Origin of the sequence: Roseiflexus castenholzii DSM 13941, assembly GCF_000017805.1 — a bacterium.
Taxonomy (GTDB): domain Bacteria; phylum Chloroflexota; class Chloroflexia; order Chloroflexales; family Roseiflexaceae; genus Roseiflexus; species Roseiflexus castenholzii.
Genome location: NC_009767.1, coordinates 13,315 through 36,564, shown reverse-complemented (window position 1 = coordinate 36,564; position 23,250 = coordinate 13,315). Strand labels below are relative to the sequence as shown.

The 23,250-nt window shown below is 62.5% G+C and carries 18 protein-coding genes; 8 read left to right on the top strand and 10 right to left on the bottom strand.

The genetic code is table 11. The features are described from left to right. Positions 1–25 precede the first annotated feature (25 nt). Positions 26–2,158 (bottom strand): glycosyltransferase, encoded by a 2,133-nt coding sequence (locus RCAS_RS00175; protein WP_011997573.1) that lies wholly within the window; start codon positions 2,156–2,158, stop codon positions 26–28. Between the two features lie 272 nt (positions 2,159–2,430). Between RCAS_RS00175 and RCAS_RS00170 the strand changes: the two genes are divergently transcribed. The 3 genes from RCAS_RS00170 (at position 2,431) to RCAS_RS00155 (ending at position 4,255) form a co-directional block, all read left to right on the top strand. Next, positions 2,431–2,958, top strand: coding sequence for a single-stranded DNA-binding protein (locus RCAS_RS00170; RefSeq protein WP_011997572.1), 528 nt, complete (start codon positions 2,431–2,433; stop codon positions 2,956–2,958). Between the two features lie 684 nt (positions 2,959–3,642). Further along, a complete protein-coding gene (locus RCAS_RS00160; protein WP_041330095.1) occupies positions 3,643–3,822 on the top strand; it encodes a hypothetical protein in 180 nt (59 codons plus the stop codon). A gap of 202 nt (positions 3,823–4,024) precedes the next feature. Then, on the top strand, positions 4,025–4,255 hold the full coding sequence (locus tag RCAS_RS00155) for a hypothetical protein (RefSeq protein WP_157042489.1): 231 nt from the start codon (positions 4,025–4,027) through the stop codon (positions 4,253–4,255). Positions 4,256–4,402: 147 nt separating this feature from the next. Here RCAS_RS00155 and RCAS_RS00150 read toward each other — a convergent pair whose 3' ends face one another. Together RCAS_RS00150 and RCAS_RS00145 are read right to left on the bottom strand one after the other, a co-directional pair. Beyond that, positions 4,403–4,945 (bottom strand): anti-sigma factor, encoded by a 543-nt coding sequence (locus tag RCAS_RS00150; protein WP_011997570.1) that lies wholly within the window; start codon positions 4,943–4,945, stop codon positions 4,403–4,405. 5 nt (positions 4,946–4,950) lie between these two features. Next, a complete protein-coding gene (locus RCAS_RS00145) occupies positions 4,951–5,625 on the bottom strand; it encodes an RNA polymerase sigma factor (protein WP_011997569.1) in 675 nt (224 codons plus the stop codon). 414 nt (positions 5,626–6,039) lie between these two features. On the opposite strand from RCAS_RS00145, the gene RCAS_RS00140 reads away from it, so the two are divergent. Further along, positions 6,040–8,061, top strand: a complete 2,022-nt coding sequence (locus RCAS_RS00140) for a cation:proton antiporter domain-containing protein (protein ID WP_011997568.1) — start codon at positions 6,040–6,042, stop codon at positions 8,059–8,061. Positions 8,062–8,190: 129 nt separating this feature from the next. Here the strand turns inward: RCAS_RS00140 and RCAS_RS00135 are convergent, their stop codons facing one another. From RCAS_RS00135 to RCAS_RS00125, 3 genes are all read right to left on the bottom strand, one after another. Next, the gene (locus RCAS_RS00135; RefSeq protein WP_011997567.1) at positions 8,191–9,141 is read right to left on the bottom strand and encodes a ring-cleaving dioxygenase; all 951 of its coding nucleotides are present in this window, start codon (positions 9,139–9,141) and stop codon (positions 8,191–8,193) included. 416 nt (positions 9,142–9,557) lie between these two features. After that, positions 9,558–10,715 carry an RMD1 family protein gene (locus RCAS_RS00130; protein WP_232280107.1) on the bottom strand — a complete coding sequence of 386 codons (1,158 nt, stop codon included), beginning with the start codon at positions 10,713–10,715 and terminating at the stop codon, positions 9,558–9,560. Between the two features lie 4 nt (positions 10,716–10,719). Further along, complete coding sequence (locus tag RCAS_RS00125) at positions 10,720–10,920, bottom strand: hypothetical protein (RefSeq protein WP_041330093.1); 201 nt, start codon at positions 10,918–10,920, stop codon at positions 10,720–10,722. Positions 10,921–12,992: 2,072 nt separating this feature from the next. Between RCAS_RS00125 and RCAS_RS00120 the strand changes: the two genes are divergently transcribed. Together RCAS_RS00120 and RCAS_RS00115 are read left to right on the top strand one after the other, a co-directional pair. Beyond that, positions 12,993–13,856, top strand: a complete 864-nt coding sequence (locus tag RCAS_RS00120; protein ID WP_041330092.1) for a dimethylarginine dimethylaminohydrolase family protein — start codon at positions 12,993–12,995, stop codon at positions 13,854–13,856. 4 nt (positions 13,857–13,860) lie between these two features. Then, a complete protein-coding gene (locus RCAS_RS00115) occupies positions 13,861–15,147 on the top strand; it encodes an ArgE/DapE family deacylase (RefSeq protein WP_011997564.1) in 1,287 nt (428 codons plus the stop codon). A 2,336-nt stretch (positions 15,148–17,483) separates the two neighbouring features. On the opposite strand, the gene RCAS_RS00105 is transcribed toward RCAS_RS00115, so the two are convergent. Next, entirely contained in the window at positions 17,484–18,101 is a 618-nt protein-coding gene (locus tag RCAS_RS00105) for a biotin transporter BioY (protein ID WP_011997563.1), read from the bottom strand. Positions 18,102–18,239: 138 nt separating this feature from the next. On the opposite strand from RCAS_RS00105, the gene RCAS_RS00100 reads away from it, so the two are divergent. Further along, the gene (locus RCAS_RS00100) at positions 18,240–19,241 is read left to right on the top strand and encodes a glycosyltransferase family 4 protein (protein WP_011997562.1); all 1,002 of its coding nucleotides are present in this window, start codon (positions 18,240–18,242) and stop codon (positions 19,239–19,241) included. A 219-nt stretch (positions 19,242–19,460) separates the two neighbouring features. Here the strand turns inward: RCAS_RS00100 and RCAS_RS00095 are convergent, their stop codons facing one another. From RCAS_RS00095 to RCAS_RS00090, 3 genes are read right to left on the bottom strand one after another with little or no spacing between them, the layout of a single operon-like run. Next, on the bottom strand, positions 19,461–20,000 hold the full coding sequence (locus tag RCAS_RS00095; protein ID WP_011997561.1) for an acyl-CoA thioesterase: 540 nt from the start codon (positions 19,998–20,000) through the stop codon (positions 19,461–19,463). Continuing rightward, positions 19,964–20,152 (bottom strand): hypothetical protein, encoded by a 189-nt coding sequence (locus RCAS_RS24695; RefSeq protein WP_157042488.1) that lies wholly within the window; start codon positions 20,150–20,152, stop codon positions 19,964–19,966. The genes RCAS_RS00095 and RCAS_RS24695 overlap by 37 nt, the downstream gene beginning before the upstream one ends. A 30-nt stretch (positions 20,153–20,182) precedes the next feature. Continuing rightward, a complete protein-coding gene (locus tag RCAS_RS00090) occupies positions 20,183–21,694 on the bottom strand; it encodes an LCP family protein (RefSeq protein WP_011997560.1) in 1,512 nt (503 codons plus the stop codon). Between the two features lie 101 nt (positions 21,695–21,795). On the opposite strand from RCAS_RS00090, the gene RCAS_RS00085 reads away from it, so the two are divergent. Then, positions 21,796–22,869, top strand: a complete 1,074-nt coding sequence (locus RCAS_RS00085) for a glycosyltransferase family 2 protein (protein WP_011997559.1) — start codon at positions 21,796–21,798, stop codon at positions 22,867–22,869. Positions 22,870–23,250 lie beyond the last annotated feature (381 nt).

The following is a 23,250-nucleotide window of genomic DNA, read 5'->3' as shown; positions in this document are numbered from 1 at the left end:
AATCCGGCATCCACATGACTGTCATTCAGACAGGTTTTCGCGCTTTGAGAACGATGCTAACGAATGTTTGCTCATCACCGCGCAGATGATCATTGCGCGCATCCGCAAGGCGGAACAACCGCACCCCAAGGTTGATCGGATTGAGCAGACTGCCACTGTTGCGTTCACCACGAAAGCGGTCGGCGCTGTCGCGGAAGCGGCGCGGCAGCATATTCTTTTCGATCAGCGGCTTTCCGATGCTGTATACGATGAAATGGATAAACGGAAACGCATAGTGCGTCTGCTCTTCAAGCGCCTCGATGGCAAACCCCGCTCCCGACACCACATCGCGCAGCGTTTCCGGGCGATACAACCGCCAGTGGTTGCTCCATAGACCGGCGATCGGTCCGGCGCTCTGGATGGGGCGCATGCCAAGCGCCTCGATGGTTTTGTTGATCGGGTCCCACCAGAACGGATAATTCGCGTGCGGCACGCTGAGCGCCAGAACACCGCCGGGCTTAAGAATGCGAAAGATTTCGCGCAGCGCACCGCGATCATCGGTGAGATGTTCAAGCACCTCGGACATCAACACCTTGTCGAAACTGTTGTCTGCAAACGGCAGGCGATGAATATCGACATTCGACAAACTGGCCGGCACATGTTCGCGCTCCGCCCAGCGCAGACGCTCCATATCGCCATCGACGCCGACCAGGTTTAATCGCCGCAGCCGCCCCATGAACATCAAATAGACGCCCATGCCGCATCCGCAATCGAGCACCGTTTCACCATCGTGGAGTTCGAGGTAATCGAGCAGGGTGATTGCACGGCGGCGGTACGCCATATCCGCTTCATTGCGCAGCAGACGCTCGAGCAGCGCCCGATCGGCGTTGGAAAGCGAGCCGGACCGGGGAGCATCGACGGTGTGCGGCGCAGATGACGTGAGCATCGTTGTCGTCGCCGTCACCGGCGCCGCAGCGATAACATGGAGGGTGCTGCGCACCAGACGGCGGCTCGCGCGCGCAGCGAGGTTCGTGCGACTCCGCGTGCGCACCAACCAATCGAGTAATCGCTCATAGGCATCGATGGTCTGTTGAGTATTGAAGATACGGCGAACGCCGGCCGGATTGGGCAGGTAGCGTTCGCGGTCGCGCAGCGTTTCGAGGATCACCTGCGCCAGCGCCGGTGGGTTGTACGGCGGCGCAAGGCGCCCGAAGCCGGTTTCGCGCACCACCACGCGCGCGCCGGGGATGTCCGTCGCTACAACCGGGGTTCCGCACAACATCGCCTCAATCTGCGTCAGCGCCATCATATCGGTATGGCTGGGCAACACGAACAGATCGAGCATGGCATAGAACTGCGCCAGTTGCCGGCGATCCCGGATCAGACCAAGGAAGGTAATATGTTCCTGCTGCGCCTCGATCAGTGGCTGGCATACGCGATAGAAATCGTCGTAGACGACGTTGCGTTCACCGGCGAAGACCAGGTGCGCTGTAGGCAAAGCGGCGCGAATGAGCGGTAATGCCCGCAGCAGGTCATCGAACCCTTTTTCGCTCACCCAGCGACCGGCGAAACCGATCAGGCATTTCCCTTCAAGCCCCAGGTCGCGTTTCCAGGCGGCGGCAGCGACGGGGTCTGGTTCGGGGAACTCCACCGGCGGATAGATGCACGTCAGTTTATCGCGGAAGGACCAGAGCAATGGCGAATGGCGGGCATAATCCTCGCTGTACGAGGTGATGCCATCCGCCAGAGTCGCCGCAAAGCGGAGGATATGGAACGCAGCGCGCTCGACGAGTTTTTCCGCCGGACTATCCGGCATGACCACATCGCCATGATGCGTCATTAAAAGGGGACGCCCGAGCGCGCGACACAACGCCGCCACCAACGGCGCTTCCGGGAGAGGCGTATGAATCTGCACGACATCATGCTCAGCGATCAGTTGCGCCACCGCCCAGGGAAACGCCGGGGTGATCATCCCGCGACTGAAGCGCGCGATGGGCCAGAGGCGGACCACGCGCACGCCGTTGACCATCTCGTCTCGCGCCAGGTCGAGGGTGTGCCTGGTTGTCAGCACCGTCACCGTATGTCCCCGTTCCGCCAGATGCTCCGCCACGCGCACCGCATGAACCGTCAGACTCGTCCAGTGAGGGTAGTAGTAGGTGAGTACAACCAGAATATGCATCGCCGCCTGTCTTTGCCGCTCTGACGTTGTTCTCTCGCCGCGACAGAAGCGCGACGGATGCGTGGTATTATAGCAGACGCCCTGCCGTAAGCGCCAGATACCTGTTCGTCCTGGTGCAGCCTGCGACCATGCATGGCGAAAGTTTGTGCTTGACAGCATGGAACATGCATGCTACACTCGACGTATCGGCAGTGTGCCGGTATCCGGGGCGCTTCGGATGGGCGAAGGTCCTGGTGGGACGACATAAATACAGTCGGGAAGAGGAGGCTCATATGGCCAGAGATCTGAACAAAGTGATGCTCACCGGTCACCTAGGAGCGGACCCGGAGATGCGCTTCACCCCGCAGGGCAGCGCAGTCACGACGTTTCGCGTAGCGTCGAACCGTTCGTGGAAGTCGGGGGATGGCATTCAGCACGATGACACGGAATGGTTCCGCATTGTGGCATGGGATAAACTCGCAGAAATCTGCAACGAATATTTGAAGAAGGGCACGCGCGTCTATATCGAGGGGCGGTTACAGACGCGCAGTTGGGAAGATCGCAACACCGGCGAGAAGCGCTACATGACCGAGGTAGTGGCGCAGGATATGATCATCCTGACGCCGAAAGGTGATCGCATCCCCTCAGCCGAAGCCGATGACCTCGAGGTGCAGGCGGTAGGCAGTGTTCCGCGTCGCGCTCCATCGCCCATCGCTCCCTCCGAGTCGATCGCCAATGGTCCCGCTCGTTCTGGCGCGCCTCGTGTTCCGGGTCGCAATATGCCGCAGCCGGTCGAAAGCGAGGACGACCTGCCGTTCTAGCGCGGGGCTGAAATCTCGACTCACAAGCAATTGGGTGGGTGAAGGAAGCGCCTCCTGAAATCTCGCTTCATACGATGTTTTCAGGCGCGTTCTTATCCTCACGTGCGGTCAGTCAAACGAAATGTTCGCGCGCGGTTCGCAAGGCGTAACGATCCATAACGCGCGTTGGCTGTTGTGGAGGCGGACGTGACACACACTGCCGGTGTCATCTTGTCCGTCGTAAGCGGGTTGTAGCTGTACGCGCAGGGAGAAGTCGTTATGACGATTGCGGTTGTGGAGGCGGACGTGACACACACTGCCGGTGTCATTTTGTCCGTCGTAAGCGGGTTGTAGCTGTACGCGCAGGGAGAAGTCGTTATGACGATTGCGCTTCAGTTGCCCGCTGCCGATCCCAAGCCTCGCGGACGCCCCAAGCAATGCCCCTTCTGTGTTGCGCCGACGCTCCATGCTGGGGCGGCGCGCGCAAGCCCGTGCGCAACCAGATCTATCACTGCGTGGCGGCGTATCCCTATCGCCGCCCGCGCTGCGGGCGCGCGTTTCAGGATTATCCAAGCGGCGTCGACTGCGCCGACCGGTCTGGCGTTTGCGCAAGCCGGCGGCGCTGGTGTGAGTGCTGGGGCTGAGTGTGCGCGGGGTGAGTGCAATGTTGGCCGCTTTTAGGATGCAGATCAGCCCGATGACCGTGTGGCGCGACGCGCAGGAGCAGGCGGCGCCGGTGGCGCAGCGACAGCGCGCCAGAACCGCGCGCGGTGGGTGGATGAGGTGGATGGGCAGCGAGGCGGGCAGCCGCGCGGGGTGGCGGCGGCTGTGGACATAGCGAATGGGCGGCAGGCGGATGCAGCGGAGCCGGATGCGCGCGCATAGCTGGAGCCGCTAGTCACCTAATGACGTGGACGGCTGCCGAGCGGCAGCCACGCTGAGCAACGGCGGTAGGCGGTGGAAGCGAGGCAGCCGGTGGTGACTGAACGGGCTACGGATGGCACGCGACGGTTGTTCGAGGAATGGCGGCAGCATCCTGGACCGCAGAGGAGAAAGGGGAGCGCAGTCCCCGGCGCGGCTGCGCGATATGGCGCGCCGCGTGCGTGAGGATTGGGAAGCGTTTGGTGCAGTTCAGCGGGCGGAGGGCGCGCCGAAGACCAATCATCGGACGGAGCGCGCCATCGGGCGGATGCGCGCACGGACGGTGTGTGGCAAGCCCATCGCCGCATGGGATGGGAGCCGGACTGATGCTGAGCGGCTGTGGGAGCGCGTGGCGAGCGTGGAGCAGCGTGGGGGCATGTCGCTTATCCTGATGTGAGCGACTCGCCAACCGTTTGTGCTATGGCCACGAGCACAACTCGCCGTTGATGTGCGTCGCCATCGCACCCTATGCGTCACACAAACGCCGGAATGCGAGAAGACCTCTGCATTCCGGCGCTTCGTTCTCAAACGGGCTTGCGTCGTGCTATTCGGTTCTGGCAAGCGACGATTGTGGCGAGCGGTCGAGCAGCGCCCACAAAATAGCCGCCAGCAGCAGCCAGAGCAATTGATCCCGCACACGCATGGCGAACTCGATCACCCGCTGCGAGTCGGGTTGTGTCTGCACCACCTGCGCCAGCCACTGCGTCGGTGTGTCGAATATCCACGCCAGTGCATTGCTCAGACCGACCTGCATCAGCAAACTGCCGCCATAGGTCCACGCGACCGCCAGTGAGACAGCCATGACCATAGCGGTCAGACTATAGATGGTGATAATGTACCAGCGGCGTGGGCGCGGCACAGGGGTGAGATGAGACGCCTGCAACGCAATCGCCATCAACTGCGCCGTCAATACCGAAGGCGTTTCCCAGCGGAGTTCTTCGCGCAGCGTTGCATCGATGACCCGATTACGCCGGTGGTAGAGGCTGCACGCCGGGCAACGCGCAAGATGATCGCGCAGCGCAGGATCGGTGATCTCCTGTTCCGTGTGAAGCGCCAGCAGTGTGCGGGCTTCATTGCAATTCATCATGGCGCTTACCTCCCCCCAACCGGCGCAGGCAACCGCATAAACGGGCTGAACGGTCTGCTCCCGGTCTCCGGTTGCGTTGGCGCCGGCAGTGCGCGTGCAGCCGGCGGTTGCTCACGCTCCTGGAGAATGGCCGCCAGGCGCTCCTTCCCGCGCCGAATGTGACTTTTGACCGTGTTGAGCGGCAGGTCGAGGATCTCGGCAATGTCGGTATATTTCATGTCCTCGAAGTAATAGAGTGTCAGCACCAGGCGATAATGCTCCTCGAGTTGCGCCAATGCGCGACGCACTTCGCTGCGTAGTTCACGCGAGTCAAGCGCTTCCTCCGGGTCCGACCAGCGATCATCGTCGGCGATGACATCGATTGCATCGAGTTCCTCATCGCCGTCTGCCGGAGACGCCAGCGGCGCCTGCCGCCCACGGCGACGCAGTTCGTCGCGTCCCAGGTTCACGACCAGGCGGTAGAGCCAGGTCGTGAATCGGCTCTCGCCATTGTACTGCGGCAGTGCGCGGAACAGACGAATAAACGCTTCCTGCGTCAGATCCGCAGCGTCATCGGGATTCTTCAGCACGCTCATGGCAATGCTGTAGACATACTGCTGCTGACTAAGCACGAGTTGCGTCAACGCTTCGGGATCACCAGCCTGCGCACGCCGGATGATATCAGCAGATGGCTCAGCCACCGTTCTACTCCCTTGCAGCGCCGATGTGGCACGTCGCAAATCGGCGCATACCATTTTCAATTGTACATGACGAGTCGATAGGTGAAAAGGTTGCAATCCGCCAGGGTTATGGGCAAGAGATGAGAGGCGAGAGGACCTTGTCGAGCACGCAAACCCCCGACTTCCTGGCATGCAGAACAACGATAATGCCGTTATAATGACTCGCGCATCTTCGAGCCGGTTTTTTGCCTGCTCGTCCACGTGTGAGGAAATCTCTCTTCCCCGGGAACGTCTGCGTCGAACGTTTCGGCGCTATGGATATCAGCCAATCTGCATCGGACGATCCTCATTCCGGGGAATTTGCAGCGCACGCTCTGCTCACGCAGGTGATTGCGTCCGCTCCGATCACACAACGACCTGCGCAAGGAGGCGCGTATGGGGATAGCAGCAGACATTGCCATTATTGTCGTTGCAGCGCTCATTGGCGGATTTGTCGCGCAGCGCTTTGGCCAACCGCTTCTTCTGGGATACATTCTGGCCGGCGTGGTCGTCGGTCCCCATACCGGTGGGATTACCGTCAGCAACATTCATGACATCGAACTGCTCGCCGAAATTGGGGTGGCGCTGCTCCTCTTTGCACTCGGGCTCGAATTCAATCTTGGTCGTATGGGGAAGGTGCGCACTATTGCGCTGGCAGGCACGACTATTCAAATTCTGGTGACCATGGCGTTCGGCTTTGGCATTGGTCGTATGCTTGGCTGGCCCGAGTACGAGTCGCTCTGGTTTGGCGCGATTGTGGCACTGTCGAGCACGATGGTCATCCTCAAGACATTGCTCGAACAGGGGCGGCTCGGTTCACTGGCAGGGCGGATTATGATGAGCATGCTGATCGTGCAAGACCTGGCGGTGGTGCCGATGCTCATTATCCTGCCAACGTTGCAGGACCCCGGCGCAGGATTGCTGACGCTCGGATGGGCAATTCTCCACGCTGCGCTGTTTCTTGCCCTGATGATCTATGGCGGCACGCGCCTGATGCCGGTCATTCTGCGGCAGATTGCTGCCTGGAATTCACGCGAACTCTATCTGATTGCAATTGTTGCCATTGGGCTTGGCGTGGGGTATGCGACCTATCTGGCGGGGCTGTCGTTTGCCTTCGGCGCATTCGTCGCCGGTATGGTCTTGAGCGAGTCGGAGCACAGCCATCATGCGCTCAGCAGTATCGGTCCGCTTCGCGATCTCTTTGGCCTGTTGTTCTTTGTATCGATCGGCATGCTTATCGACCCGGCGTTTCTGATCGATCACCTCGGCATTGTGCTGCTTGTCGTGGCGCTCGTCGCCATCGGGAAGGCATTGATCTTCGGCGCAATCTCGCGCGCCTTCGGCTATGCCGATGGCATTCCTATCCTGGTTGGATTGGGCATGTTTCAGATCGGCGAGTTTGCCTTTGTGTTGGCTGAAGTCGGACTGAATGCCAATGCTATTCGCCAGGAAACCTTCACACTGGTGCTGGCAACGGCGGTGGTGACAATGGTGTTGACCCCGTTTGCGGTGCGTGGCGCCGATCCGCTGGCGGCGCGGCTGCGGCGCACGCGAGAAGTGATCGAGGCTCATCTTGCTCCAGAACAAACGTTACGCAACCATATTATCATTATCGGCTATGGGAGGGTTGGGCGTTATATTGCCGGAGCGCTTCAGCATCTTCGTATGCCTTGTGTGGTAATCGACCAGGATTACAATGCCGTCGAGCGGGCAAGGAAAGCTGGCTTGCCGGTGATCTATGGCGACGGCGCCAGCCCGGTGGTGCTGGAAGCGGCTGGATTGGCGCACGCGCGCCTGGTGATGGTGGTCGTCGCCCGCGGAGTCGATGTAGAGCATGTGGTGCGTCAGGTGCGTCAGTTGAATGCAACCGTGCCGCTGATCGCGCGCGCGGCGAATGTGGCGCAGATCGAGGAACTGCAACCGCTGGGTGTGGACGAAATCGTGCAGCCGGAGTTCGAGGCGGGGATCGAGATGGTGCGCCAGGCGCTGCTACGTTGTGATGTGGCGCCGGAGGCGATCGATGCGCTGAGCGATGTGGTGCGTCTGCACGGATATCAATCGCTGCGACTGCCCGGGCAGGAGGAATTGCTGCTCAATGCGCTGCGCAAATCCGCTTCGGCGACCAGCCTTGCCTGGATGACGGTCGAAGCCGGAGCGCCGCTCGACGGCAAAACAATCGGCGAAAACCATATCCGCTGGCGTACCGGCGCCACGATTGTTGCTATCGAGCGAGACGCGGCGATGATTGCCAACCCTGGACCGGAGACGTTGCTGCTGTCCGGCGATCGACTCGCCGTTTGGGGAACGCTCGCGCAGCGTCAGGCGGTGCATGCGCTCTGCGTACCGTTGGACGATGCGGCAACCGAAGCGCCGCAACTGATGGATGGGCGCGCATCAGTGGAAGTCGATGCGTGCTGATTTTACGTGAGAGTGAATTGCCGCCGACGCGCAGCAAGCGCTTTGTTCGCAAGAAGCGGCGCCGGTTTGCGCAACGACGGCAGCCTCCTGGCAACAGCGCGAATGTCACGGCTTTCATCGATCTTTCAATCAGAGCGGTTGCAGCCCCGCCTCGATCTGGGTGCGGTGCGGCTCCAGGAACGGCGGAAGCGCCAACCGCTCGCCGAGGTGCGCCGGGTCCTCATCGGTGGCGAAGCCGGGACCGTCGGTTGCGATCTCGAACAATACGCCCGGCGATACGCGGAAGTAGACCGACCGGAAGTAGTAACGGTCGATTACCGGCGTCGGGCGCAGACCGAGCAACGTCAGGCGCTGCTGCCAGTGCAGATGTGTCTCATCGTCGGGCACACGGAATGCAACGTGGTGAATGCCGCCGATTCCGACCTGCGCTGGCGACAGATCGGGGCGTACCGCCACATGCACTTCTGCGCCGGGACCGCCTGCGCCAACCGCGAAGACGATGACCTGCCGCGCGGGATCGACCGATTGCCGATACTCACCCGTCTGGTGCATGCCGAGCGCGTCGGTGAGCAGGCGCACCAGCGGTTCGGGATGACGCACAATGATCGTGATTGAGTATAGCCCGCGGATGGCGTACTCCGGTGGCACAGGGCTGTTGCGCCAGGGAATGCTGCCAGGAGCGCCGCCGTCATCGACCAGCAGCAGACGCTGACCTTCCGGGTCGGCAAAGGCGATTGCCGCGCGTCCGTTGCGTTCGATGATCCCGCTGTGGCGCACCTGCACGGCATCGAATCGCTGCACCCACCAATCGAGTGCATCGCGTCCCGGCGCCCGCAGCGCAATATCGGTCAGGCTGCCGATGCCGGGTACATTTGGTTGGGCATGGGGCCAGTCGAAGAATGTAACCTCCGTTCCGGCGCTGCCGATCTCATCGCCGTAGAACAGGTGGTAGGCTGATACATCGTCCTGATTGACGGTTTTCTTCACCAGGCGCAAGCCGAGCGTCTGCGTATAGAAGCGCACATTTTCTGGTGCATTGCCGGTAATGGCGGTGACGTGGTGCAGTCCTGTGACATGCATGATGGTGTTCTCCTTCATGACACGCATTACGCGGTTTAAGGAAGGACGAGCCGCGTGATGGTTCTTTTTGCCTTCGGCAGCGCAGTGCTTGTCTTCTTTTGTCGTGCAGTGCGGCAGCATTGCCGCCGCACCACACCACCTGAATCAGGAGCGCCATGCTGCCACAGACTTCGGCGGAGCCAGAAAACGCGCCACCGCGGAACTCGTGTTTCATGAGAGGAGTTGCCCAGTGAGTAATCTCGTGTGCCTCGGCATACGGATCGCGGTCTGATAGCAATTTCTGGATTGTGCAACCCGGCAGTTCGACGCTTTGTGGCGCATTTTCTGAACAACACTACTCCGCCGCCGATTTTGTTATTCAGTACGATCACGAGCGCGCTCTGGCTCTCTCGGCGCTTGCAGTGCAGGAGTCTGGCTCATTTCCCCAGCAGCGCCATTACGATCTCGAAGACGATCAGGAGCACGATGGCCCATTCGAGAGCGGCGGCGCGTTCCGAATCGGCATCGGCATGGAGCATGGCATACGTTTCGCGCAGCAGCGCCAGTTTGTGATCGACGCCATCGCGCCAGACACGCACGCGCAATACACTGAGCGCCGCGCTGTAGAGTCGGTTCCAGTACACATCGTCGGTGACCTTGAGCGCGTTGTCGATCTGTTCGGTCACTTCGGTCACTTCTGCGACCAGCCGCTGCACATCGCTGAGCAACTGACTGTAGCGGCGCACGATGGGCATTGTGAAACGCCGCTGCGCCTGGGCAATCCGCCGATGAACTTCCGGCAGGCGCGCATCGAGCGCGGCGTCGTAGGATCGAATGAGCAGCAGTTCGACATTGGCAAATGCCAGAATATCGACAGCCGTCGCGGCTGCGGCGGCATCCGATTCAATCAGGAGTGCGCCGTTCCAGCTGAGGAGCGCCAGATCATCCGAGTAATAACTCAGCGCGGTGACCAGGCGCGACGCATCCGCGCTGAGGGTGCGTCGCTCACCCAGGAGCGCGGCGCGCACCGCCGGATGATCCGACAGTTCAGCGACATTGCAGGGCGGGGCGAGGCGTTCGACGATCAGCACACAGTAGTCTTCGACCACTGTTGAGCGTTGCGGACGGGAAATCGCCGGTCGAATGAGCGCTTCCAGGTCATCGAGCACAGCGGCAATACGTTCTGTCATCTCGGCTGGCAGTTCCTGCGCAGCAGCAAACAGATCGGCGACGTTCTCCCACGATAGCGGCGTGGTCAGGCGTATCTCAATGGCAATCTCGACGGCGCCGAGATCGTACACGACGGCGCGCAACGCGCCGATGCGCTGCTCATCCGCCAGTGTGACCGGCACACTTCCAAGATCGATGCGCAACGGCGGCTGCGCGATGCGAATACTTTCGGATTGGCGCGTGCGCAGGCGAACACGCCGCTCCGACGGGTTGCTCAGGCAGCGTTGCGCCTGATCCAGGTCGATGGCGTCGCCGATGTCGAAAAACTGGTAAATCGTCAAGACAGCAGACGTTATCGTGGGGAGGTGCGGTGCGGCGATGGGTGGCGTGTCGGTGGGTGTGATCATAATGGGAAGTTCACGCAAACGTTTACCCGCGTCCTGACCGGATAACGTTGGAAACCTGACGATTCCAGACCCGCTCGTGATCCTGGTTGGTATCCTGATAGAACTGAGACTCCAGTTCGGCAAGTTCAGGGGAGCGGCGGCGAGGAGAAGATCGCCTGAAAAAGCGGCTCAGGCGCCTGAGTTGCCGGGTGATGCTGCTGGCGATGACCCGGAGAAGTTTCATGCGAGCGTCTCCATATCCAGCGCTTCTGCGGTTTCAATTGGTCTATGGCGTTGTCTCGAACAGCAATCTGTGCATGTCCACCGACTGTGTGCGTTGGGAAAGACAGAGCGTTTTGTGTGACTTCTATTGTATCAAAGAAGCCTCGCCTCTGTGCACATGGGGGTGTAGTCATAACTTGGAAGCAGGCGTCGCCGCGTTGTCGCTCCATCCAGGGTATGACACGTGGGGGCACGATGCCCGCGCTCCCAGGCTCTTCGCTCCAGGGTGTGACACCAATTCCGATTGAAGATGCTGCATGCTGGTCATTCCGAGCGGGTCGTGCAAGACTCCGCGCTCTGCTCGGGGTGAGAGGGGTGAGGCGCGAGGCGTGAGGCGAGAGGGGCGAGGGACGAGGGGCGAGGCGCGAGGGGCGAGGGGCGAGGGGAGAGGCGCGAGGCGCGAGGCGCGAGGCGCGAGGCGCGAGGCGCGAGGCGCGAGGGGCGAGGGTCCCGACAATGGCGTAGCGCGAGATTTATCTCGCATTTGTGGCGAGGCGCGAGGTGAGAGGCGCGAGGCGAGGGGCGAGGGTCCCGACAATGGCGTAGCGCGAGATTTATCTCGCATTTGTGGAGAGACGAGGGGGTGAGAGGTGAGGCGAGAGGCGAGAGGGGTGAGGCGCGAGGGGAGAGGGACGAGGCGCGGGGTGATACCAATGACGATTGACGATGCCGCATGCGTGTCATTCCGAGCGCAGCGAGGAATCTGAGGGGGTCGCGCACGACCCCGCGCGCTGATCGGGGTGACCATGCCGGATGGTCACCGGTCATTGGTATGAGAGGCGCGAGGGGCGAGGGGAGAGGCGCGAGGCGCGAGGGGTGAGGGTCCCGACAATGGCGTAGCGCGAGATTTATCTCGCATCTGTGGCGAGGGGCGAGGGGAGAGGCGCGAGGGGCGAGGGGCGAGGCGCGAGGCGCGGGATGAGAGGGACGAGGCGCGAGGGGAGAGGCGCGAGGCGCGGGATGAGAGGGACGAGGCGCGAGGGGAGAGGCGCGAGGGGAGAGGCGCGAGGCGCGGGGCGCGAGGCGCGAGGGGAGAGGGGAGAGGCGCGAGGCGCGAGGCGCGGGGCGCGAGGCGCGAGGCGCGGGGCGCGAGGCGCGAGGCGCGAGGGGCGAGGGGCCCGACAATAGCGTAGCGCGAGATTTATCTCGCATCTGTGGCGAGGGGCGAGGCGCGAGGGGCGAGGGGCCCGACAATAGCGTAGCGCGAGATTTATCTCGCATTTGTGGCGAGGCGCGAGGCGCGGGGTGAGAGGCGCGGGATGAGAGGGACGAGGCGCGGGGTGACACCAATTCCGATTGAAAATGCCGCATGCTTGTCATTCCGAGTCCTTCGCTTCGCTCAGGGTAAACGCAGCGAGGAATCTGCGCGGGACGCGCACGACCCCTCGCGCTGCTCGGGGTGACCATGCCGGATGGTCATCGGTCATTGGTATGAGAGGCGCGAGGCGCGAGGCGCGGGGCGCGAGGCGCGAGGGGCGAGGGTCCCGACAATGGCGTAGCGCGAGATTTATCTCGCATCTGTGGCGAGGCGCGGGATGAGAGGGACGAGGCGCGAGGGGAGAGGCGCGAGGGGAGAGGCGCGAGGCGCGGGGTGATACCAATGACGCTTGAAAATGCCGCATGCTGGTCATTCCGAGCGCAGCGAGGAATCTAAGCGGGACGCGCACGCCCCGCGCGCTGCTCGGGGTGACCATGCCGGATGGTCATCGGTCATTGGTATGAGAGGCGCGAGGGGCGAGGCGCGAGGGGCGAGGCGCGAGGGGCGAGGCGCGAGGGGCGAGGCGCGAGGGGCGAGGCGCGAGGGGCGAGGCGCGAGGGGCGAGGCGCGAGGGGAGAGGCGCGATGCCCGTGCTCCCAGGATGCGTGCTGGCGTCTTGCGCTCGCTCCCAGTGTCAACCGTTCCAGACAGAGATTCCATCTTTCGTCACTCATTACTCGTCACTGAGCAGTAGTGAAACTGGCCACATTGAAGCGCCTGCTTCGGGATATGGTATGCTTACACCAGACCGGTCGTGCATGAAGGCAGGTACAACAATGCGATCCTATGGCGCTCAGAGCATGATTGCGCCGCTCCGACGGGTCGTTGTACGACGACCAGATAAGGCGTTCGGCGGGGCGGACCCGAAGCGCTGGCATTATACGGCGCGCCCCGATCTGGCGCGCGCGCAGGAGGAGCACGACGCACTGGTCACCATCCTGCGCAGCGCTAGTATCGAGGTGATCTACCACGATCTGCCGCAACCCGGTCGGGCGGACGCTATCTTTGTCTTTGATCCGGCGATTGTTACAAATGCAGGCGCGGTTATTCTGCGCATGGGGAAGGAATTGCGGCGCGGCGAGGAAACGGCGCTGGCGCAGTGCTTCGCGCAGATCGGCGTCCCGATCCTGGCAACGCTCGATGGCGCGGCGCTTGCCGAGGGAGGCGATCTCCTCTGGCTCGACGAAGAAACGCTTGCCGTCGGCATCGGGTTTCGCACGAATGTCGAAGGGTTGCGTCAGTTGACCGGGGCGCTGGCGCCGCACGGAATCCGCACGCTGCCGGTCGAACTGCCGTACTATCAGGGTCCCGACGCATGCCTGCACCTTTTGTCGCTGATCAGCATCGTCGATGAGCGGTTGGCGGTGGTCTATCCACCGTTGCTCTCGGCGCCGTTTTATCAGGAATTGCAGCGCCGCGGCTTTCGCCTGATTGAGGTTCCCGACACCGAATTCCCGACGATGGGACCAAATGTGCTGGCGCTGGCGCCCGGGCAGTGCCTGATGCTGGAAAATAACCCGGTGACAAAACAACGCCTGGAGGCGGCGGGGTGCGAGGTGCTGACCTACCGCGGCGACGAGATTTCTCTGAAGGCGGAAGGCGGTGCGACCTGCCTGACCCGCCCGATTTTGCGAGGATAGCGCGATGATGGTGACCGATCCGGTCGAGCGTGCAGTCATTGAAGCGATTGATATCGACGGGTTACTGGCGTTCCTTGGCGACCTGGTGGCAATTCCGAGTCTCGACGGCGCCTCTGGCGAAGTGGCGGCGCAGGAATATGTGGCGGCGTTCCTGGAGCGACTGGGGTGCAAAGTGGATGTCTGGGAGATCGATTTCGATGAACTTCGCCGCCATCCAGCATTTTCGGCAGAAGTGGAGCGCAAGCGCGGGTTGGGGGTCGTGGGCGTCGGGGGGTTGGGGAATGGACCGACCCTCATCTTCAATGGGCACGTCGATGTCGTGCCGGCTGGCGACGAGTCGTTGTGGCGTTTCCCGCCGTGGCAGGCGACGATTGCCGACGGCTACGTGTATGGGCGCGGTGCGCTTGATATGAAGGGCGGGTTGGCGTGCGCTATCTTCGCTGCACAAGCCATCCGCGATGCTGGCGTGCAACTGAGGGGGCGTCTGCTCATCCAGAGTGTGATCGGCGAGGAGGACGGGGGATGCGGCACGCTCGCTACAGTGTTGCGTGGTCACACCGGCGATGGCGCAATTGTCGTCGAGCCAACTGAACTCCGCATCGCGCCGGCGCAGGCGGGGGCGCTCAACTTTCGTCTGATGGTTCCCGGCGCTGCTGCGCATGGGTGTGTGCGCGAAGAAGGGATCAGCGCCATCGAAAAGTTCATGCCGCTCTATCGGGCGCTGACGGACCTCGAAGCCATACGGAATGCCGCAGCCCGGCTGCGGGATGACCCCATTAGCCAGCTCTATCGTCGGTACTCGCTCCCATACGCATTGTGCATCGGCGTGGTGCGCGCCGGCGAATGGGCTTCGACCGTCGCCGAAACGCTCGTCGCTGAAGGGAGGTACGGCGTGGCTGTCGGTGAAGACCTGGAAGCGGCGCGGCGCATGCTGGAGGAAGCGGTTGCGCGCGCGGCACAAGCCGATCCGTGGCTTCGTGAGCATCCGCCGCGTGTTGAGTGGTGGGGCGGGCAGTTTGCGCCTGCAAGCATTCCTGCGGATCACCCGCTGGTGCAGACAACCGCAGCCGCGTTCGCCGACACCACCAATGCGCCTGCCATACTCGAAGGCATGACCTATGGCGCCGATATGCGTCTGCTGGTGAACGAAGGACGCACTCCAACGATCCTCTTCGGACCAGGCGATGTGCGCAATGCCCACCGTCCGAATGAACGGATCGCCATTGCCGACCTGCGCATTGCTACGCAAACCCTGGCGCTGACGGCACTGCGCTTCTGCGGTATCGCATGAGGGGTGTGCGCCATCTGTCTGTCGTGGCGTAGCAACGGCGTCAGGCGCAATGTCGTGTTCGACGCTCGACAGACTACTGTTCTGCGCCAGACTCTGCGCTGCCTGAGCAACGGTGGCGCTCTCGTCTTTGCCCGCGTGCGCCTCTTCGCTGCTTCACAGCGCCGCATCTACCGCTCGGCTCACTGCCTCCATCTCAACCCAACCGGCGCGCGTGCGCGGATGTGAACGCATGCGCGTAGCCAGTGCTTTTATGGTGTATGAGCAGTGAGTCTGTTTTCGCAGGTCTGGCTCGCATAAGCAAGCCTCACTTTCCGTAGCCGCGATTTCAGTCGCCGGACGGAGCGTAGGGCGCCGAGAGTGGAACGTGGACAAAGGGCTGAGGGGTGAGGAACCAACGTTGTCGAGAAGCGGCAAACACCCCTCACACCTTGAAACATGTTATACCAATGACACTTGCAGATGCCGCATGCGTGTCATTCCGAGCGCAGCGACTTGTCATTCCGAGCGCAGCGAGGAATCTAAGCGGGTCGCGCACGACCCCTCGCGCTGTTCGGGGTGACCATGCCGGATGGTCACCGGTCATTGGTATGAGAGGCGCGAGGCGCGAGGTGCGGGGCGCGAGGCGCGAGGGGTGAGGGTCCCGACAATGGCGTAGCGCGAGATTTATCTCGCATCTGTGGCGAGGGGCGAGGGGAGAGGCGCGAGGGGCGAGGGGAGAGGCGCGAGGGGCGAGGGGAGAGGCGCGAGGGGCGAGGGGAGAGGCGCGAGGCGCGGGATGGGAGGGACGAGGCGCGAGGGGAGAGGGGAGAGGCGCGGGATGAGAGGGACGAGGCGCGAGGGGAGAGGCGCGAGGCGCGAGGGGAGAGGGGAGAGGCGCGAGGCGCGAGGGGAGAGGGGAGAGGCGCGAGGCGCGAGGGGAGAGGGGAGAGGCGCGAGGCGCGAGGCGCGAGGGGTGAGGGGCCCGACAATGGCGTAGCGCGAGATTTATCTCGCATCTGTGGCGAGGGGAGAGGGGAGAGGCGCGAGGCGCGGGGCGCGAGGGGCGAGGGGTGAGGGGCCCGACAATGGTGTAGCGCGAGATTTATCTCGCATCTGTGGTGAGGGGCGAGGGGCGAGGGGCACGGGGTGATACCAATGACGATTGAAGCAGCCGCATGCGTGTCATTCCGAGCGCAGCGCGGAATCTAAGCGGGACGCGCACGCCCCGCGCGCTGTTCGGGGTGACCATGCCGGATGGTCACCGGTCATTGGTATGAGAGGCGCGAGGCGCGAGGTGCGGGGCGCGAGGCGCGAGGGGTGAGGGGCCCGACAATGGCGTAGCGCGAGATTTATCTCGCATCTGTGGCGAGGCGCGAGGGGAGAGGCGCGAGGCGCGAGGGGCGAGGCGCGAGGCGAAGGATGATACCAATGACGATTGACGATGCCGTATGCGTGTCATTCCGAGCGCAGCGACTGGTCATTCCGAGCGCAGCGACTGGTCATTCCGAGCGCAGCGAGGAATCTGAACGGGTGGCGCACGACCCCGCGCGCTGTTCGGGGTGACCATGCCGGATGGTCACCGGTCATTGGTATGAGAGGCGCGAGGCGCGAGGTGCGGGGCGCGAGGCGCGAGGGGTGAGGGGCCCGACAATGGCGTAGCGCGAGATTTATCTCGCATCTGTGGCGAGGGGCGAGGGGAGAGGCGCGAGGGGCGAGGGGAGAGGCGCGAGGCGCGAGGGGAGAGGGACGAGGCGCGAGGGGAGAGGCGCGAGGCGCGGGATGAGAGGGACGAGGCGCGAGGGGAGAGGGGAGAGGCGCGGGATGAGAGGGACGAGGCGCGAGGGGAGAGGCGCGAGGCGCGGGGCGCGAGGCGCGAGGGGCGAGGGGAGAGGCGCGAGGCGCGAGGGGTGAGGGGAGAGGCGCGAGGCGCGAGGCGCGAGGCGCGGGGCGCGAGGCGCGAGGCGCGAGGGGTGAGGGGCCCGACAATGGCGTAGCGCGAGATTTATCTCGCATCTGTGGCGAGGCGCGAGGGGAGAGGCGCGAGGGGAGAGGCGCGAGGCGCGGGGTGATACCAATGACGCTTGAAAATGCCGCATGCTGGTCATTCCGAGCGCAGCGAGGAATCTGAACGGGTGGCGCACGACCCCGCGCGCTGATCGGGGTGACCATGCCGGATGGTCACCGGTCATTGGTATGAGAGGCGCGAGGCGTGCGGCGTGCGGCGCGGGGTGATACCAATGACGATTGAAGCAGCCGCATGCGTGTCATTCCGCGCGCAGCGCGGAATCTAAGCGGGTCGCGCACGACCCCGCGCGCTGCTCAGGGTGACCATGCCGGATGGTCACCGGTCATTGGTATTACCCTTGAGGGGCGTTCTCATGAACGCCAGCGCGCCCTATGAGGCGCCATGCGCCGGGCAGGAGCAGCGCCGCAATCGTCATCTTGACCAGATCGCCGGGGATGAAGGGGAACGCGCCTTTCGCCAGCGCATCACTCATGCTGGTCTGAAGCGCGAATGCCAGCCACGTCGAACCCAACCCCAGGATGAGCACCGAGCAGAGTGCCATCGACGCCGCCATACGCAACGGATGGCGATCAACGCCGAAGCGCTGCACCAGAAAACCGATCAATGCCGCCGCCAGCGGAAACGCCACCAGATACCCGCCTGTCGGACCGAAGAGACGTGCCAGACCGGCGGCACCACCCGCGAAGACCGGCAGCCCCACGACTCCTGATGCCACATATGTCGCCAGCGTGATGAACCCCAATCGCCATCCGTATGCCGCGCCGATCAACATCACCCCCAGCGTCTGGCCTGTGATCGGAACTGGCGTAAACGGCAGCGCTATCCGAACCTGCGCCAGCAGCGCCACAACGATCACTCCCCCAACAACGAGCAGCAGATCGCGCACCCATGATGCACGTGGAAAGACAGCCTGCGCGAGCGACGGATGGCTGACCGATGGTGCGACCATAAACGTCCCCTTTCGACGGTTCAGGCGCCTGAGGCATCTCCTCGGGCATACATCTTAACTTCCCACAATGTTCAGTATGATATATAGTATCCTGCAAGAGTTACAATTTTGTTTGCGCTCTCGCTCGCAGGTGCCCCGATGACCCAAATCCTCCTGATTTTCATTACTGCCCTGCTCTTTTCGGTGTTGGCGACGCCGGTAGCGCGGCGGGTGGCATTGCGCACCGGCGTGGTCGATGCGCCGGCGGCACGCAAACTGCACCTCGCGCCGGTGCCGCTGCTCGGCGGCGGCGCGATCTACACAGCGTTTGTCGTGGCGCTCATCCTGTTTGGCGATCAGGCATATGTGCGTGAGTTGATCGGCATTCTGCTCGGCGCTACGCTGGTCTCGCTCTTTGGTCTTGCCGATGACCGCTGGGGATTGAACGCCTATGTGAAACTTGGCGCTCAGGCGCTGGCGGGTGCGATCCTGATCCTTGGCGGAACCCAGGTGCGTCTCTTCCCGGTTGAATGGATGAACTGGGCGATAACACTGTTCTGGGTAGTAGGTATCACGAATGCGCTCAATCTGCTCGACAATATGGATGGGCTTTCGGCAGGAGTGACGACGGTTGCTGCCGCTTATTTCCTGCTCCTGGCTGCGATGAGCGGACAATACCTGGTCGGAGCGATGGCTGCTGCGCTGATCGGTGCGTGTGTTGGCTTTCTGCGCTACAATCTCAACCCGGCGACGATTTTCATGGGTGATGCCGGTTCGCTCTTCCTGGGGTTTCTCCTGGCGGCGCTGGCGATCAAATTGCGCTTCCCGTCCAATGTTCCATGGGTGACATGGCTGGTGCCGGTGTGTGTCCTGGCAGTGCCGATCTTCGACACGTCACTGGTTTTCGTCTCTCGTCTCCGCCGGGGCAAAAACCCATTGACCACACCGGGGAAGGATCATGTATCGCACCGCCTCACTGCCCTCGGTCTGACTCGTCGTGAAGCGGTGCTGATCTGTTACCTGCTGGGATGCGGCGCGGGAATGGTGGCGGTGTACATCTCGCAGGCGCGCGCGCCTGATGGGTATGTTGCCGCAGGATTGCTCGCTGCGGCAATGCTGGCGGGAATCGTCTGGTTCGAGCGACGTCAGGGCGGGGGATAGGTATCAGGACGATCGCGTTCAATCTGCGATGGTCAACTGCCCCTTGGGTCCTCGTATAGTGAGATCCACGAAGGACGCGAAGCGGCACGAAGAAAGACCTTTGCGGATGGCGCGGCGTTCACGTGTTACACCTTTGCACACGCGCAGCATGGAAATGGAACGCGCCACCTTCCTGCCTGTCACCCTCGTGCTCCTCGCTCCGCGCCGTGTGATAAACCGTCATCCCTGCGTCTCGTGCTGTCTGGATGACTCGTGTTCTGCGGCAAGTTCGTCGGGATGCAGCCGAATGTCCAGGCTGCGCCGTTCAATCTCGCGGCGGAGTTCACGGCGCAACTGTGCCGCTTTCCAGCGACGCTGCTCGACCGGTGTGGCGGGTGTAAATGAGGGGACGCGGTGCGGTCTGCCATGCTCGTCAACCGCAACCATCGTGAAGTAGCAGGTCATGACGTGGCGCTCGCTACGCGCCTGAATGTTTTCTGCCATCACCCGAATGCCAACTTCCATCGAACTCGTGCCGGTGTAATTGACCGATGCCAGAAAGGTGACCAGCTCACCCACATACAATGGCTCGTGGAACACAACTCGATCAACCGAAACCGTTACCACATATGAGCCGGAATAGCGGGCAGCGCAGGCATATGCCACCTGATCGAGCAGTTTCAAGATCGAGCCGCCATGCACGCGCCCGGCGAAGTTTGCCATGTCGGGGGTCATCAGAACGGTCATTTCAAGGCGACGATAGCTGTGATCTTCATCCATTCCTGTCTCCTCCCAAACAGTGCCGATTCTTTCGATGCCCATAGTTCAGCGCCTGCCGGAGCAACGGAGATGTGCGTTGCAATCGCGCGGGTGTTCTGCGGTGCAGGAAGCATATCGGGCAGGCGCGCATGCCAGAGGACGCTTCGTATCATACCAGCGTGAGATACGAACAATGTGCATGTTCACTGCCCCAGCAAACGCGCGCGCAGATCGTCAACCGCTCCTGGCAGCGCATACTGTGCGTAGGGATCGTCCGGTGCGCCGGTGCTGACGTAGTTGGCATCGAATGTGTAGCGTTCGATCTGATCGGGTGTGAAGTCGCGGAATGCCCACGCCAGACCGAGCAGTTGCGTTTCAGGAATATCAGTGGTCACGTAGCCGCGTAACGCGGTCATCGACGCTGCAATGCTTTCGAGGCGCCCGACGACGTTCTGTTCACGCACCTGTGCGAGCGCCGCAATGATGACCGCCTGCTGACGCTTCATCCGTTCCCAATCGCTGTCCATATGTCGGATACGGGCGTACATCAACGCGCGCGCGCCGTCCATATGCTGGATGCCAGGGCGAAAGTGCGCAACCGTGTATCTGTAGTCCATTGTCGGATAGAGTGGATCATAGAGTTCGACCGGCACATCAATCGTCACGCCGCCAATCGCGTCGATCGCGCCGATAAAGCCGGTAAAATCGACGGTAACGGTGTAATCGATAGGGATAGAAAGAAACTCGCTGATCGTGCGCCGCGTGAGCGCGACGCCTCCACCGAGCGTCGGGTTGAGTTCGCCGTAGACGGACGCAGCATTGATCCGCGACCACCCCCATCCCGGAATCGGCGCCACCAGGTCGCGCGGCAGTGAGAGCAAGGCAACACGGCGGCGCTCCGGTTCGATGCGCGCTACGATAATGGCGTCGGCGCGCGCCGGGAACGTTTCGCCCGGTCGCCGGTCGATGCCCAGCAGCAGCACATTGATCGCTGTCCCTGGCGGCGGCGCGCGCTGAGGAATGTTCGACAGCGTGGGGAGCGGAACCAACGGGGGAGTCGGCGCCCCGGGACGATAATCGGGGCGCAGCGGAATGGGTGTGATGGTCGGCAAAATCGACGATGGCGCGACGATCGTCGGCGATGACGCAACCGGGACGACCGGCGCCTCCGCAACGGTCGGACGCGCCGGTTCCGTGGGTTCGATCATACGCATCGGTGTCGCAGTTTCCAAAGGAAACACCGGTGTCGTCGCGGGGGCGTATATCCAGGCAGGCGGCGGCACCGTCGGCGGGACGAGAGTCGCCAGTTCCGACGGGATTGTCGCAGGTGGAGCGATCTGCGTTTGGTCGGCTCGTCCTGCCATTGCGCTCATACTGCCTGCAATTGAGGCAAAGGCGATTGCCAGACGTCCGACGAAGAGCAGACCCAGGATAGCAGCGACTCCGGTCAGTGTCAGGCTCGCCAAGCGGATCATCCGTATCGCACGCGGTAACTGTTGCGGAGGTTGCGTTGCCGGGGAGGAACCGGGATCGGGCGGCGTTTCCAGCAGCGCAGCGAGCAGCGCATCGCCCCTGTGCGCGCGATAGGTGCGGCAGGCTGCGCAGCCGGCAAGATGGAATCCCAGGGCGCGACGATCAGGGCGCCCGGCGCCTGGGGCAATGCCGATATCGATCAATCGCCGCGCTTCACGACAGTCGAGTGTTGATCGGTCCATACCACCACGGCATCATCGTTCAGTCAGGGACCTGTACTTTACAATTATGCCATGCTCGGCTAGAATCGCGCTGCACACGAGATGACACATTCGTAACACATATGAAACTGATTGTCCAAATCCCCGTGCTCAACGAGGCTGAGTCGATTGCGCGCGTTCTCGCCGACATTCCGCGCGCCATCCCTGGCGTTGAGAGCGTCGAGGTGTTGATCATCGACGATGGTTGCACCGATGATACCATTGCTGTGGCCCTGGCGCACGGCGCCGATCATGTGGTGCGCCATACCAGTCGCAAAGGGCTGGCAGCCGCCTATCAGACCGGCATCGATGCGGCGCTGCGCCTCGGCGCCGATATTATTGTCAATACCGATGGAGACAATCAGTACCCAGGGCGCGAGATTCCTCGATTGATCGCGCCGATCCTGGCAGGACGGGCGGATATGGTGATCGGCGACCGTCAGATCGAGAGTAATGTGCATTTTTCGCCGCTCAAGAAAATGTTGCAGGCGGTTGGCAGCAGTGTGGTGCGCTGGGCTTCGGGCACGAACGTGCCGGATACGGTGAGCGGCTTTCGCGCGCTCTCGCGTGAAGCAGCGCTGCGCACGTTTGTGACGAGTGATTTTTCGTACACGGTGGAAAACCTGATCCAGGCGGGCAAACGGCGTCTGACGATCCAGACGGTGCCGATTTCGACCAATCCGGTGCGCCGGGCGTCGCGGTTACACACCGGAAACTGGAACTTCATCAAACGGCAGGCGTCAACGATTGTGCGCACCTATACCGCATATGAGCCACTTAAGACGTTCACCTATATTGCGCTTCCGTTTCTGATCGCCGGTTTTCTCTTTCTGGGGCGCGCGCTGTATGTCTACCTGATGCGCCAGTTGGTCGATAATTTCCCGCAGGACAACGCACAATCGCTGGCGGTCGGCAGTACGGCGCTCATTCTTGGGTTCATCATCTTTCTCATTGGCCTCCTGGCAGATCGGATCGGTGGGACGCGACGCCTTATGGAAGAGGTGCTTTACCGCGTTCGCGCTCAGGAGATTGCCGACCTCGCCTGGCGGCGCGAGGTGCAGACGCGCCTGGACCGCCTCGAGCAACGCCTGGCGGAGAGCCAGGATGTGAAAGCGGGCGAGAGGAGCGAGGATGAGGGGTTAGGGGTGAGGGGTTAGAGCGATCACGTCCAATCTGCAACGGTCCACTGCCCCCCTGGCGCTTCGATAGTGATCCACGAAGAGCGCGAAGCGACACGAAGCAAGACGGTTGGCGTCGGATTATTCGGCTCGCGGGTTTAACCGTCGCGCGTGAAACGCGGAATGCGCCCCTTTGCCCGTGCCACCGTCCTGCTGCTTGCCGCGCGCCGGGTAATCCACGAAGAGCGCGAAGCGACACGAAGCAAGATGGTTGCGTCGGATTGCTCGGCTCGCGGGTTCAACCGTCGCGCGTGAAACAGGGAATGCGCCCCCTTGCCCGTGCCACCGTCCTGCTGCTTGCCGTGCGCCGGGTGATCCACGAAGAGCGCGAAGCGACACGAAGCAAGACGGTTGCGTCGG

Bases quoted from the DNA above. Each gene is read 5' to 3' on its own strand.
- RCAS_RS00175 (WP_011997573.1), bottom strand. From the start codon at position 2,158: ATGCATATTCTGGTTGTACTCACCTACTACTACCCTCACTGGACGAGT.
- RCAS_RS00170 (WP_011997572.1), top strand. From the start codon at position 2,431: ATGGCCAGAGATCTGAACAAAGTGATGCTCACCGGTCACCTAGGAGCG.
- RCAS_RS00155 (WP_157042489.1), top strand. From the start codon at position 4,025: ATGGCGCGCCGCGTGCGTGAGGATTGGGAAGCGTTTGGTGCAGTTCAG.
- RCAS_RS00150 (WP_011997570.1), bottom strand. From the start codon at position 4,945: ATGATGAATTGCAATGAAGCCCGCACACTGCTGGCGCTTCACACGGAA.
- RCAS_RS00140 (WP_011997568.1), top strand. From the start codon at position 6,040: ATGGGGATAGCAGCAGACATTGCCATTATTGTCGTTGCAGCGCTCATT.
- RCAS_RS00135 (WP_011997567.1), bottom strand. From the start codon at position 9,141: ATGCATGTCACAGGACTGCACCACGTCACCGCCATTACCGGCAATGCA.
- RCAS_RS00125 (WP_041330093.1), bottom strand. From the start codon at position 10,920: ATGAAACTTCTCCGGGTCATCGCCAGCAGCATCACCCGGCAACTCAGG.
- RCAS_RS00120 (WP_041330092.1), top strand. From the start codon at position 12,993: ATGCGATCCTATGGCGCTCAGAGCATGATTGCGCCGCTCCGACGGGTC.
- RCAS_RS00115 (WP_011997564.1), top strand. From the start codon at position 13,861: ATGATGGTGACCGATCCGGTCGAGCGTGCAGTCATTGAAGCGATTGAT.
- RCAS_RS00105 (WP_011997563.1), bottom strand. From the start codon at position 18,101: ATGGTCGCACCATCGGTCAGCCATCCGTCGCTCGCGCAGGCTGTCTTT.
- RCAS_RS00100 (WP_011997562.1), top strand. From the start codon at position 18,240: ATGACCCAAATCCTCCTGATTTTCATTACTGCCCTGCTCTTTTCGGTG.
- RCAS_RS00095 (WP_011997561.1), bottom strand. From the start codon at position 20,000: ATGGATGAAGATCACAGCTATCGTCGCCTTGAAATGACCGTTCTGATG.
- RCAS_RS24695 (WP_157042488.1), bottom strand. From the start codon at position 20,152: ATGATACGAAGCGTCCTCTGGCATGCGCGCCTGCCCGATATGCTTCCT.
- RCAS_RS00090 (WP_011997560.1), bottom strand. From the start codon at position 21,694: ATGGACCGATCAACACTCGACTGTCGTGAAGCGCGGCGATTGATCGAT.
- RCAS_RS00085 (WP_011997559.1), top strand. From the start codon at position 21,796: ATGAAACTGATTGTCCAAATCCCCGTGCTCAACGAGGCTGAGTCGATT.